The sequence below is a fragment of the Neorhizobium petrolearium genome (assembly GCF_029854435.1).
GTDB classification, from domain to species: Bacteria; Pseudomonadota; Alphaproteobacteria; order Rhizobiales; family Rhizobiaceae; genus Neorhizobium; species Neorhizobium petrolearium.
In genome coordinates this window covers 914,890-927,775 of sequence record NZ_CP123000.1, presented here as the reverse complement: position 1 = coordinate 927,775, position 12,886 = coordinate 914,890, and the positions used below count along the sequence as shown (strand labels likewise).

The 12,886-nt window shown below is 61.4% G+C and carries 12 protein-coding genes; 8 read left to right on the top strand and 4 right to left on the bottom strand.

From position 1 onward, the window contains the following. The first annotated feature begins 45 nt into the window (after nucleotides 1-45). The gene (pip, locus tag QEO92_RS04835) at nucleotides 46-1,014 is read left to right on the top strand and encodes a prolyl aminopeptidase (RefSeq protein WP_227702349.1); all 969 of its coding nucleotides are present in this window, start codon (nucleotides 46-48) and stop codon (nucleotides 1,012-1,014) included. 208 nt (nucleotides 1,015-1,222) lie between these two features. Next, entirely contained in the window at nucleotides 1,223-2,839 is a 1,617-nt protein-coding gene (gene cimA, locus QEO92_RS04830; protein WP_227702348.1) for a citramalate synthase, read from the top strand. A 24-nt stretch (nucleotides 2,840-2,863) separates the two neighbouring features. Here cimA and QEO92_RS04825 read toward each other — a convergent pair whose 3' ends face one another. The 3 genes from QEO92_RS04825 to QEO92_RS04815 form a co-directional block, all read right to left on the bottom strand. After that, nucleotides 2,864-3,568 (bottom strand): class I SAM-dependent methyltransferase, encoded by a 705-nt coding sequence (locus QEO92_RS04825; RefSeq protein WP_227702347.1) that lies wholly within the window; start codon nucleotides 3,566-3,568, stop codon nucleotides 2,864-2,866. A gap of 287 nt (nucleotides 3,569-3,855) precedes the next feature. Next, nucleotides 3,856-4,092: a hypothetical protein gene (locus QEO92_RS04820; protein ID WP_227702346.1), complete on the bottom strand. Its 237-nt coding sequence runs from the start codon at nucleotides 4,090-4,092 to the stop codon at nucleotides 3,856-3,858. A 98-nt stretch (nucleotides 4,093-4,190) separates the two neighbouring features. Continuing rightward, nucleotides 4,191-5,063, bottom strand: a complete 873-nt coding sequence (locus QEO92_RS04815; protein WP_227702345.1) for a protein-L-isoaspartate O-methyltransferase family protein — start codon at nucleotides 5,061-5,063, stop codon at nucleotides 4,191-4,193. A gap of 150 nt (nucleotides 5,064-5,213) precedes the next feature. On the opposite strand from QEO92_RS04815, the gene rarD reads away from it, so the two are divergent. Then, the gene (rarD, locus tag QEO92_RS04810; protein ID WP_227702344.1) at nucleotides 5,214-6,131 is read left to right on the top strand and encodes an EamA family transporter RarD; all 918 of its coding nucleotides are present in this window, start codon (nucleotides 5,214-5,216) and stop codon (nucleotides 6,129-6,131) included. 17 nt (nucleotides 6,132-6,148) lie between these two features. After that, nucleotides 6,149-6,478, top strand: coding sequence for a DHCW motif cupin fold protein (locus tag QEO92_RS04805; RefSeq protein WP_227702343.1), 330 nt, complete (start codon nucleotides 6,149-6,151; stop codon nucleotides 6,476-6,478). Between the two features lie 6 nt (nucleotides 6,479-6,484). Here the strand turns inward: QEO92_RS04805 and QEO92_RS04800 are convergent, their stop codons facing one another. Next, complete coding sequence (locus QEO92_RS04800) at nucleotides 6,485-7,090, bottom strand: LOG family protein (RefSeq protein WP_227702342.1); 606 nt, start codon at nucleotides 7,088-7,090, stop codon at nucleotides 6,485-6,487. Between the two features lie 204 nt (nucleotides 7,091-7,294). On the opposite strand from QEO92_RS04800, the gene QEO92_RS04795 reads away from it, so the two are divergent. The 4 genes from QEO92_RS04795 to QEO92_RS04780 all read left to right on the top strand — a co-directional run bounded on the left by QEO92_RS04795 (nucleotide 7,295) and on the right by QEO92_RS04780 (nucleotide 12,881). After that, on the top strand, nucleotides 7,295-9,106 hold the full coding sequence (locus QEO92_RS04795; RefSeq protein ID WP_227702341.1) for an Ig-like domain-containing protein: 1,812 nt from the start codon (nucleotides 7,295-7,297) through the stop codon (nucleotides 9,104-9,106). A 763-nt stretch (nucleotides 9,107-9,869) separates the two neighbouring features. Beyond that, complete coding sequence (locus QEO92_RS04790; protein WP_227702340.1) at nucleotides 9,870-11,759, top strand: ABCB family ABC transporter ATP-binding protein/permease; 1,890 nt, start codon at nucleotides 9,870-9,872, stop codon at nucleotides 11,757-11,759. Nucleotides 11,760-11,776: 17 nt separating this feature from the next. After that, the gene (locus tag QEO92_RS04785; protein WP_265105666.1) at nucleotides 11,777-11,902 is read left to right on the top strand and encodes a hypothetical protein; all 126 of its coding nucleotides are present in this window, start codon (nucleotides 11,777-11,779) and stop codon (nucleotides 11,900-11,902) included. Nucleotides 11,903-12,107: 205 nt separating this feature from the next. After that, nucleotides 12,108-12,881 carry an amino acid ABC transporter substrate-binding protein gene (locus QEO92_RS04780; protein ID WP_227702339.1) on the top strand — a complete coding sequence of 258 codons (774 nt, stop codon included), beginning with the start codon at nucleotides 12,108-12,110 and terminating at the stop codon, nucleotides 12,879-12,881. Nucleotides 12,882-12,886 lie beyond the last annotated feature (5 nt).

Here is a 12,886-nt window from a genome sequence, read left to right as displayed (position 1 = left end):
TTCCAGACCGCCGGCAGGCAAAAGCGATTGATGAAGGACTTTTCGATGACTGAAGCGCTACGCACTCTCTATCCCGAGATCGAACCCTACGAGACGGGCCATCTCGATGTCGGCGACGGCCATGTGATCTATTGGGAACGCGTCGGCACGCGCGGCGCCAAGCCCGCGGTCTTCCTGCATGGCGGGCCGGGCGGCGGCTGCAACCCGAACCAGCGGCGGCTGTTCAATCCAGACCTCTATGACGTCTTGCTGTTCGATCAGCGCGGCTGCGGCCGATCCACGCCGCATGCCAGCCTGGAGGCCAACACGACCTGGCATCTGGTCGCCGATATCGAGCGCCTGCGGGAAATGGTCAGGGTGGAAAAATGGCAGGTCTTCGGGGGCTCTTGGGGTTCGACGCTGGCGCTCGCCTATGCCGAAACCCATCCGGAGCGCGTGAGCGAACTTCTGGTCCGCGGCGTCTACACGCTGACCAGGCCGGAACTCGACTGGTACTACCAGTTCGGCGTCTCGGAAATGTTCCCGGACAAGTGGGAGGCCTTCCTCGCGCCCATTCCGCCGGAGGAGCGCCACGAAATGATGGCTGCCTATCACCGCCGGCTGACCGGCGACGACAAGGCGGAGCAGATCCGCTGCGCCAAGGCCTGGAGCGTCTGGGAAGGCTCGACCATCACGCTTCTGCCGGACCCGCAACTGGCGACCAGCCACGATGACGACCATTTCGCGTTGGCGTTTTCGCGCATCGAGAACCACTTCTTCATGAACGCCGGCTGGCTGGAGGACGGACAGCTTTTGCGCGATGCGACGAAGCTCAAGGGCATTCCGGGCGTCATCGTGCACGGCCGTTACGACATGCCCTGCCCGCTGAAATATGCCTGGCAGCTCTCGAAAGTCTGGACGGATGCTGATTTCCATATCGTGGAGGGCGCGGGACACGCGGTATCGGAGCCGGGGATTACCGATCAGCTCATCCGCGCGACGGATAAGTTTGCGGGAAGGTCTAATATCCGATGAATACGAAGAACACCCCCCTCTGGCCTGCCGGCCATCTCCCCCTCAAGGGGGGAGATCGACTCGCGGCGACGTCGCGCTCCCGACAAGCGCTGACGATGGAGGGAAGCCAGAGCGTCTTACCAATCTCCCCCCTTGAGGGGGAGATGGCCGGCAGGCCAGAGGGGGGTAAAGCGGAAAACCACGGAGTATCGTTCTGGGAGGGGCGCCCATGACACGCGAACGCATCTATCTCTTCGACACCACGCTCCGCGACGGGCAGCAGACGCCCGGCGTCGACTTTTCCGTCGAGGACAAGATCGCCATCTCCAACCTGCTGGATGCCTTCGGCATCGACTATATCGAAGGTGGCTATCCGGGCGCCAACCCGACCGACACGGCCTTCTTTTCCGAAAAACGCACGCAAAAATCCACATTCGTCGCCTTCGGGATGACGAAGCGCGCCGGCATTTCCGCTTCCAACGATCCGGGGCTTGCCATTCTCCTTCAGGCGAAGAGCGATGCGATCTGTTTCGTGGCGAAGAGCTGGGACTATCACGTGCGCGTCGCGCTCGGCTGTTCCAACGAGGAGAATCTCGAAGCGATCCGCGAGAGCGTCGAAGCCGCCCGCAGCGCGGCCAAGGAAGCGATGGTCGATTGCGAGCATTTCTTCGACGGCTACAAGGCCAATCCAAAATACGCGCTCGCCTGCGCGAAGACCGCATACGAGGCCGGCGCCCGCTGGGTCGTGCTCTGCGACACCAATGGCGGCACGCAGCCGCATGAAATCCGCGAGATCGTTTCAGCGGTGATCGCCGCCGGCATCCCGGGCTCATCGCTCGGTATCCATGCCCATGACGATACAGGCCAGGCGGTCGCCAATTCGCTTGCGGCCGCCGAGGCGGGCTGTCGGCAGATCCAGGGCACGCTGAACGGCATCGGCGAGCGCTGTGGCAATGCCAATCTCGTCACCCTAATCGCGACGCTTTCGCTGAAGGAAACCTATTCCTCGCGCTTCGAAACGGCGATCGACGCGGAACGGCTCACCGGCCTCACCGCTCTCAGCCATGCCTTCGACGAGTTGCTCAACCGTTCGCCGAACCATCAGAGCCCTTACGTCGGGGCATCCGCTTTCGCCACCAAGGCCGGCATCCATGCTTCCGCCCTGCTCAAGGACCCGCGCACCTACGAACATGTGACACCGGAGAGCGTCGGCAATTTCCGCAAGGTCATGGTCTCGGACCAGGGCGGCAAGTCGAACTTCATCAATGCCTTGAAACGGCGCGGCATCGAGGTCGCCAAGGACGATCCCAAACTCGACCAGCTGATCTCGATCGTGAAGGAGCGCGAAGCTTCCGGCTATGCCTACGAGGGCGCCGACGCGAGCTTCGAACTGCTTGCCCGCCGCACGCTCGGCACCATCCCGGAATTCTTCACCGTCGAAGGGTTCCGCGTGATGGTCGAGCGCCGCTTCGATTCCCACGGCCGCATCAAGATCGTCTCGGAGGCGGTGGTGAAGATCGCGGTCGATGGCGAAACGCATATGTCGGTGGCGGAAGGCGACGGCCCGGTCAACGCGCTCGACCGGGCGCTGCGCAAGGATTTCGGCAAGTACCAGCACGAGATCAACGACCTCGTGCTTGCCGATTTCAAGGTGCGTATCCTCAACGGCGGGACGGAGGCGATCACCCGCGTCCTGATCGAATCCACCGATTCGAGCGGCGTGCGCTGGTGGACGGTCGGGGTTTCGGAAAACATCATCGACGCCTCGTTCCAGGCGCTGATGGATTCCGTCATCTACAAGCTGATGAAGAATCGGGAACTCGCCGGCAAGATCGCTGCGGAGTAATCAGAGCCCCGGCGCTTGCCCGCTTCACTTCCTGGCGAGCGCCATGATCGTCCAGCCAAACCCCAGCCTTTCCTTGAGCCGTTCGACACGATTGCCGAACAGGAAGCGAATTGGCTCGTTCAGCCTTGAAGAATTCACGACGCGCATGAGCCCCTTGTTCGCCTTCGGTGAAACTGTAAACAGCTCGGTAACCACGAAGTTGTTTTCGAGAAGATTGCGGAGTTCGCCTTTGTCCACCCAGCGGCGGATCTGGCCCGTCGCCGGTGGAGGGACATTGTTGAAGTTCTCGAGGACATAACGGTTCTGTGTTGCCATCATCAGATAACCGCCCGGCCTTAGATGGTCCGCGAGCTTTCTCACAAAGGCCGCCTGTTCCTCGACATGGGAAAGAACTTCGAGCGTCACGACCACGTCGAATTTCTCCGCGCCGAAATCCAGGTGCATGAAATCACCGGGGACAAAGCGGATATGCGGCATACGTCGGCTGGCGCGCGCCAGAACCTCATCCGACAGATCGGTCGCGGTGACGCTTCCGTAGCGTGACAGATGATTGCAGAACCAACCCGATCCGCAGCCCGCTTCCAGAATCGCGGCATCGCGAATTTCCAGCCTGTCCAGCCAGCCGGTCACCACCTCCGCCTGCCGGAGTGAAACATCATGGACGGCATGCTCACGAGCGGAAGCATTCCAGTCGTTCCAAAAGCGCGTTTGGAGGCCGATTTCTTGCATGTCAACGCCACTCCGAATGCGGCGCCTGCCCCATGCCGCCATAGGTCTCCGGTGGAGGGTGGGAAAGCCGCCTTGATCGAAGGCTACCATCGGAGCATCCGTCTCCCCATCTGTCCAATAGAGGTATGCGGCTCGTGAACCTGTCTCGATCGGCCTTTGCTCATCCTTCCGGACATGATCTCGATAGATGGCCGGGGCAAACATCCTCGCCACCTCCCGAAAGAAAGTTCCGATGGGATCCGAGCAGGTCGTGCATCTCCGCCATTTCGGCGGCAACCTCGGATCGGCTAGACGTATGATCCGGCAATCAGCAGGACGGCGCCCGCAACCATCATGGCCAAACCCGGCCAGTTCTTGCCGAGGCCCAGGAAGGCGACGCCTTGGCGTCCGGGTTCCAAGGTGGGCTTTGATCCGGCCTGATCAGGGCGGTGTGGATCACTTAGCCGACGGCGGCCAAGGGCCTCGCGGAGCATATACAACAGTCCGATCACGATCAGGATCGATCCAAGAACGATTGCCAGCATCGCGCCTATCTCCTTAGGCGTTACCTAGTTATTATAACGCAAAGACGCCCGATTTGGGAGTAAGCATCGTTTTTCTGTATGTGCCGAGGTCCACCGGCTCACACCTCCTCGAACGACAGTCCCCAATCCTCCTCGCCGTACCATTCCTCCCGCCCCGGCGGTGTTTGCCAGCGAAAGCTGCGCACCTGAAAGCCTCGGCGCGAGCGGAAGGCATCGGCCAGTCGCTGATGGCGGCCTTCCGGTGGAGGCACCTGCCCCTCAACCCAGACGAAGGAGACCGGCTGCAGGAATTTTGCGCCGAAGCCTGACGGTCGGCGGTCGATCATCAGGAATCCGGCCCAGCGGGTGAAACCGGTAGGCCTGCCGTTCTCGATCGCCGGGACGCCAAGGGGAAAGAGCGCCCTGCCGTAGATCGCAAGATTATCGATCCAGGCTTCCGGCGGATGGTCGAGCGCGAAATTGGCATAAACGACATCCGCATCCTCCTCCGGCCATTCGGTCCCGTCGCCCTGAATGAGCTGGACGTTCGCATAGCGGCCAAGGTTTTCCTGCGCCTTTTTCGCCAGCGCTTCGTCATATTCGACTGCGATTACCCGGCCCGACGGACCCACAAGCTCCGCGATGATTGCACTGTAATAGCCTGTTCCGGCCCCCAGATGGGCGACCGTCTCCCCTTCCCGAATGCCGAGCGCATGCAGCGCTGCAGCATGCAGCGAGGGCATGCCGTTATTGACGCCGCGTGCCGTATCAATCCCGATCAGCATATCCTGATAGAGAACGACGGGATCGGCGGATGCCATCTCCCGATAGTTGTGGAAGTCCTTGTAGACCCAGGGCGGCGGCCCGATGAATTCCTCGCGCGGCACCTTCGCAAAAGCCGCTAAAAGTCTGTCACTCCTGGCAACTCCGGCTTTCGCCAGTATCTGTTTCGCATAGATCTGCCGGTGCACCGGCTCATCCTCGAAAGCCATTCAACCCTCCGCTCTCAAAGGCAACCACCATTCCATCCGAAGCTTACAGGATCGCGACAGGTCATGGTTCCTTCAAGGAAATGAATTGGTTCGGCTCAATCTATTCGTTTAGACCGGGGAAAAATAGAATAAATGATGGAAACACCCGCAATGGCCTCCGATACCACCCCTGCTATCATCAAGAACGAGGATACGCCGCGCGGTTTCGCGTTCGGGCTGACGGCCTATTTCCTCTGGGGTTTCCTCCCGTTCTATCTCAAGGCGGTCGCCCATATTCCCTCGCTCGAAGTTTTGGCGCATCGCGCGCTCTGGTCCGTTCCGGTCGCCGGGATCGTCCTCGTCGCGCTACGCCGCACGGCCGATCTGAAGGTCGCGCTGAAGACACCGCGCATGCTGGGCATGGCCTGCCTGACCGCGACGATCATCATGGTCAACTGGGGCATCTATGTCTGGGCAGTCGCCGCCGGTCGCGCGCTGGATGCCGCGCTCGGTTATTTCATCAACCCGCTCTTCAGCGTCTTTCTCGCAGCCATCATTCTCAAGGAGAAGCTGGCGCCCGCGCAACTCGTGGCGATCGGCCTGGTCGTGGTGGCCGTCACGGTTCTGACGATCGATGCCGGCGGCCTGCCGTGGGTGTCGATCGGACTTACCGTAACCTGGGGCTTCTATGCGCTTTTCCGCAAGACACTGCCGATCGGGCCGAACCAGGGCTTTTTCCTGGAAGTGCTGCTGATCAGCATTCCCTGCCTGCCCTATGTGGTCTGGCTCGAGGCCACCGGACAAGGCCACCTCCTCCATTCGACCGGCTGGGACACGTTCATCCTGGCGATCGCCGGCGTCGTCACTGCCGTTCCTCTGATGGTCTATGCCAACGGTGCCAAGCTCCTGACGCTCTCTACCATCGCGATCATGCAGTATATCGCGCCGACAATGATCTTCCTCATCGCAGTCTTCGCCTTCCACGAGCCACTCAGCCTCGTCAAGCTCGGTGCCTTCGTGCTGATCTGGGCGGCGCTGGCAATCTATACATGGTCGATGCTCAGGCAGGTGCGCGGGCGCTCGCTTTAAGATACTGAGGCATATTCATGAAAATGAACGGGATTCTCTTCGGCACTACTGACTGGAGCGGCGTGCCGAAGGCCCGTCACGAGGGCGAGCGCGGCTTCGCGATCTGGCAGACTCGCCATTTCGGGGAGGTACGGGTGCGCATGGCCGAATATTCGCCCGGGTACCTGGCCGACCATTGGTGCGTCAAGGGACACATTCTGCTCTGCCTCGAAGGGGAGCTTGCAACCGAACTCGCGGATGGCCGTGTCTTCGTGCTGAAGCCGGGCATGAGCTATCAGGTGGCCGACGACGCAGAGCCGCACCGCTCCTCGACATCCGGCGGCGCGAAACTCTTCATCGTCGACTGAGGACCATCAGAGTTTTGAAATCACATCCTCCTCGCCATCGGACGGGGGACGGTCTTCGCCCTGCTCCAAGATCGCCGGGACGATCTGGTCCACTTCCGGGATGACCATGGGCTGGACGAGATGTGCGTGATGGACGAAGCCCTGCTCGCGCATGTGCCGGATGAGCTCGAGCATCGGGTCCCAGAAGCCGCCGATATTGGCGAAGACCATCGGTTTCTGATGCCGGCCGAGCTGTGCCCAGGTCATGATCTCGACGATCTCCTCCAGCGTGCCGATGCCGCCCGGCAGGGTCACGAAAGCGTCAGCGCGCTCGAACATCTTATGCTTGCGTGCATGCATGTCCTCGGTCACAATCAGCTCGTTGAGCTGGCCGAGCGAGTGGCGCGTCGCCTCCATATCGACAAGAAACTCGGGAATGATGCCGGTGACCTGACCGCCGTTCGACAGAACGCCGGATGCGACCGCACCCATGATGCCCTTGGTGCCTCCACCGTAGACAAGCCGAAGCCCGTGGGCAGCAATGGATTTTCCGAGCGCACGGCCCGCCTCTATATAGGCGGGATCGCGTCCCGGCTGCGAACCGCAGTAAACGCAGATGGATCGAATCGGCAAGAGTTTTCTCCGTCAGGCATCCCAAAATGCGGGCAAGAACATGCCCCGATCCGCGAAATTGGCGGGAAATGCCCGGAAGAGCAAGGGTTTATAACGTGAAAAGCTTGTGAAGGCAGGAGGAAAGGATTAATCCGATTATGCGACGGTAATTTGATCCGAATCCCTCCACTGGCAGGGTTTCAGGACCCGTCGGGAGAGACTTTGATGATGAGAAACCGCGCCGGCTGGCTGGCCATCACCGCACTCGCCATAGCATCATTGCTGATGGTGTTCTTCGTATTGCCGCGAATCAACCACGACGCGAAGCCGGTCGGGGATGCGATCAATGCCGCGGGCAATGCCGTCAAGGAAGCAGTGACGGAAACGCAGCAGGCCACCAGGACGCCGGATACTTCAAAGCCTGCCGAACTGCAGGCTGCCGCTCCGCAGGCCGGAGCCCCGGCCGCCCAGCCCGGCACGTCTCAGTCTGATGCGACCAAGGCTAACGCCATGACGTCTCCCTCCTTCGACGTGCTGCGCGTCGAACCCGACGGCTCGACTGTCATTGCAGGGCGCGCCGAACCCCATTCCACGATCGAGGTAACGAACGGCACATCGGTCGTCGCCAAGGTGAATGTCGGCCCGAGCGGCGACTTCGCCGCCGTCCTTGACGAACCACTGCCGCCCGGCGACCACGAACTCGTGCTGAGAGCGACCGGCAAGGACGGCAAGGCGACGATATCCGAGGAGACCGCGACCGTTTCCGTCCCTGCCGACAAGAGCGGCAAGCTGCTCGCCATGGTGACCAAGCCGGGCAAGGCCAGCCGCGTGATCGCCATGCCGGCCCAGAACAAGCCCGCAGCTTCCGTTCCGGAGCAGCCGTCGCCTACGGTTCCCGCTGCTTCGGCCTCCGAAACCGCGACCTCGCCGGCAACCGCGCCTGCAACATCGGTTGCGGGAGCGCCGACTGCACTGCCCGCGCCTCCGGCAGGTTCATCCGGCCTTGCCTCGTCGGCACCTGACATTGCGGCGCTCACCCCGAACTCTACGGCACCGGCCGGCACTCTGGCCTCGTCCGAGCTGCATATCACCGCCGTCGAGATCGAGGGCACCAAGATTTTCGTCGCCGGCGTTTCGAAAGCCGGCACGTCGTTGCGCGGCCAGGCCGACGGCAAGCTGATCGGCGCCGCAAAGGCCGGTCAGGACGGCAGTTTCGTCATCGAAGGCAACATGGAACTTGCGGTCGGTGATCACCGGATTTCCGTCGAGGCGCTCAGCGCGACCGGCCAGGTTGTGGTCCGCGTCGAGGTGCCCTTCAATCGCCCGGCCGGCGAACAGGTCGCTGCCGTTGCCGCCCCGCAACAGGGGGGCAATGCCATGGTCACGCTCGACGACGCGGCCTTCGACAAGCTGCGCAACGAGACGGTACGCGCCTTCAACCTGCTGCGCGGCCTTTATGATGGCGGCAACATCCCATCCATGGAACAGATGATCGCCGCCCGGTCCGCCACTTCGATCGCGCTGAGATCGCTCAGCGAATACCGTCTGCCGGCCGATGCCGCGGCCGCCTCCCGCTCCGTCGCGGAGACCACGGCAAAAGATGCGGCAGCCGCCTTGGCCGCACTCGACGCGCTTCCGAAGGAAGTCGCCGCCGTCGGCGCCGGTCTCAAGGAAATCGCGGCAATGATCGCCAAGGCCGTCGGCCCGGTTATCGCCCAGCAATTGGCAGGCGTCGAAATGGCCGCGGTGGTCCCCGTTGCAGCGACGGATGCGAGCGGCGCGAAGACGATCCAGCAGGCGCCGCTGACCCAAAGCACCCGCAACTCGGTCATCATCCGCCGGGGCGATACGCTGTGGCAGATCTCCCGCCGCGTTTACGGCCAGGGCGTGCGCTACACGACGATCTATCTCGCCAACGAGGACCAGATCCGCAATCCCGACATCATCCAGCCGGGCCAGATCTTCGGCGTGCCGGAGGAATACCGGCCGGATTCCGAAGAGCTTCATCGCCAGCGTATGCTGCAAAAGCGGTCCTGATCCCGCATTCCCCCTCCCTGCCTGCGGTTGGGAGGGGATGAATTCCATGGGTCTCAAAAATTCTTCGACCATTTCCCAATGGCTTAATCTCGCCATCGCCCCCGCCTCGTCCCCATATCCCGGAGCCAGGCGACAATCGTCGCGTCATCGGATGGGAAACCGGGTTCTGGAACCGGTCGCCTTCCTGGGTTCGAAAAGCTCGGTTTCCGGTGATGGTCGACGAAGGCGGCAAGAGAGGCCTGACTATACCTCCCGAACCGCCTTGCACCGGCCGGGGCAGGCGGAAAACCTGACACCCAATATCATTGAAATGCCCCGCCTGCCCCATTCCCAGGCAAAACCGCGCGGACGAGACGTCCGGCGCGGGCGAAGGGATTCCCGCAGCCAATACATCGTCCATGTCAGGGTAATAGTTCCCGTCCGGATGCAAGGCATCATCGGATGTCTGCGGCTTCATCCCATAAGCAGGATCACGCCGTAGATCATCGCCGCCCACATCGCCAGTGAGACCGCAACCATCAGCAGGAAGTTTCGAAAGCGCGATGTCATAAGGCATAGTACGGCCATTTTCCGGCAGCTTCACCGTGGCTATAAGGCGTAAGAAGCCGCTGGCATTTCCTCCCGGTCCATACGGCCTGCCACTTCACGGCCGACGACATCGCATCTCCCGCAAGCCGGAACTTTCATCAAACCGTCATTGCAACATTCCGCATCGGACCTTATGTGCCGGTTGGCGTTTGACACGCCCCGCGCGGAGATATCGATGGCAGGACAGAAAAAGACCGTATCGGCGGATGCGAGCAATCCGCTCGGCACCCTCGTCAACCTGTGGCCCTATATGTGGCCCGAGGGCCGCGCGGATCTGAAGGCACGGGTTCTCTGGGCGACCCTCTTTCTCTTCATCGCCAAGCTGGTGCTGCTCGCCGTTCCCTATTTTTTCAAATGGGCGACGGATGCGCTGAACGGCAGGCTCGACATGGCCGGCCTCCTGCCCGCCTTCCTGCTCGGCGCCGTGGTCCTCGTCATAGCCTACAACTTCACCCGCATCCTGCAGCTCGCACTGAACCAGCTTCGCGATTCGCTGTTTGCTTCGGTCGGGCAATATGCGGTGCGCCAGCTAGCCTACAGGACATTCGTGCACATGCATCAGCTTTCCTTGCGCTTCCATCTGGAGCGCAAGACAGGCGGGCTGTCACGCATCATCGAGCGCGGCACCAAGGGTATCGAGACGATCGTCCGCTTCACGATCCTCAATTCCGTGCCGACGCTGCTCGAATTCCTGCTGACCGCGATCATCTTCTGGGCGGCCTACGGCTTCTGGTACGTGGCGGTCACCGCCGTTACCGTCTGGCTCTATATCTGGTTCACGATCAAGGCGAGCGACTGGCGGATTTCCATTCGGCGTTCGATGAACGACAGCGACACCGACGCAAACACCAAGGCGATCGACTCGCTTTTGAATTTCGAGACGGTCAAATATTTCGGCAACGAGGAGATGGAGGCGCGGCGCTTCGACGTCTCCATGGCGCGCTACGAAAAGGCCGCGACGGACGTCTGGACCTCGCTCGGCTGGCTGAACTTCGGCCAGGGTGTCATCTTCGGCGTCGGACAGACGGTGATGATGGTCATGTCGGCGCTTGCGGTCCAGCGCGGCGACCAGACGATCGGCGATTTCGTCTTCGTCAATGCGCTGCTCATGCAGCTCGCCGTGCCGCTCAATTTCATCGGCTTCGTCTATCGCGAAATCCGCCAGGGGCTCACCGATATCGAACAGATGTTCGAGCTTCTGGAGGTGGAGCCGGAAGTGGTGGACAAGCCGGATGCCAGGGCACTGGATATCCGCAAGGGCGCCATCGCCTTCAAGGACGTCCATTTCTCCTATGATCCGGAACGGCCGATCCTGAAGGGTGTCTCCTTCGACGTGCCGGCGGGCAAGACGGTGGCGATCGTCGGCCCCTCGGGAGCGGGCAAATCGACGATCTCCCGCCTGCTCTACCGCTTCTACGATATCCAGGACGGCGCGATCACCATCGACGGGCAGGACGTACGGGACATCACGCAGCAGTCGCTGCGCGCCGCGATCGGCATGGTGCCGCAGGATACGGTGCTCTTCAACGACACGATCGCCTACAACATCCGTTATGGCCGGCCCTCCGCCACGGACGAGGACGTTCAAACGGCAGCCGAAGTGGCGCAGATCGGCCATTTCATCCACACCCTGCCGGAAGGTTTCGCCACCAAGGTGGGCGAACGGGGCCTGAAGCTCTCCGGCGGCGAGAAACAGCGCGTCGCGATCGCCCGCACGATCCTCAAAGCTCCGCCGATCCTCATCCTCGACGAGGCGACCTCGGCGCTCGATACGACGACCGAGCACGAGATCCAGTCGGCGCTCGACACGGTTTCGAAGAACCGCACGACGCTCGTCATCGCCCACCGGCTGTCGACCGTCATCCATGCGGACGAGATCATCGTGCTGCGCGACGGCCAGATCGCCGAACGGGGTACGCATGCAGCGCTTCTCGAAGCGGACGGGCTCTATGCCTCGATGTGGAACCGCCAGCGCGAGGCGGTGCAGGCCGAAGAACAGCTCCGGAAAGTACGCGAAAGCGACGATCTCGGCATCGTGCTGCGCGGCCAGCCGGCGGCGGAATAGCGATCACGAGGAAACAAATGCGATATTCCTGGAAGAGAATGGCGGTGTTCGGCAGCGTGGCGCTTGCCTATCTGCTCGTGCTGGCATTCTACGGCTCGCCGCTGCTGGCGCTCACGACGTGGCTGGGACTGGTGAAGCCGTAATCTGAAGCGAAGCGATCCACATCACGAAGGAAGGCAGGAGATATCGGATCGAAGCCGCGGCATGATCTCATGCCGCAGGAAATGAGTAAAATATTTGCATTCGCCGTTTTTCTTCGCAGTTTTCTTCCAATCAAAGCGTCCTAATTTCTGGCATCTAGGGTCGGAAACCAAATGCCAGCAAAGCATTGCTGAAAGGATGACGAAAATGATCCGGTTGAAAACCATTGTCGCTGCAGCCCTCATTCAGGCGGCGGCGATCGTTTCCTCCCTCGCCGGCGAAAACCTTGGCGCCATCAAGTCGGCCGGCGTCCTCAAGATCGGCACCGAGGGAACCTATGCGCCCTTCACCTATCACGATCAAAACGGCAAGCTCGTCGGCTTCGACGTCGAGATCGGCGAAGCCGTTGCCGCGAAGCTCGGCGTCAAACCGGAATTCATCGAGGGCAAGTGGGACGGCCTGATCGCAGGCCTCGATGCAAAGCGCTACGACACGGTCATCAACCAGGTGGGCATCACCGAAGCGCGCAAGCAGAAGTACGACTTCTCCGACCCCTACATCGCCTCCAAGGCGGTGCTGATCGTCCGTGCGGACAATGACGACATCAAGGGCTTTGCCGATCTCAAGGGCAAGAAGTCGGCCCAGTCGCTGACCAGCAATTTCGGCAAGCTCGCCGAGCAGTCCGGTGCCGAACTCGTCGGCACGGACGGTTTCGACCAGTCAATCCAGCTTGTGTTGACGCGTCGCGCCGACGCCACGGTCAACGACAGCCTTTCCTTCCTCGATTTCAAGAAGCAGAAGCCCGATGCTCCGGTGAAGATCGCTGCCGAGCAGGAAAACGCCGACTATTCCGGCATCATCATCCGCAAGGGTGAACCGGAACTGCTGGAAGCCATCAACAAGGCGCTTACCGACATCAAGGCCGACGGCACCTACCAGAAGATTTCCGAGAAGTATTTCGGGCAGGATGTGTCCAAATAAAGGGA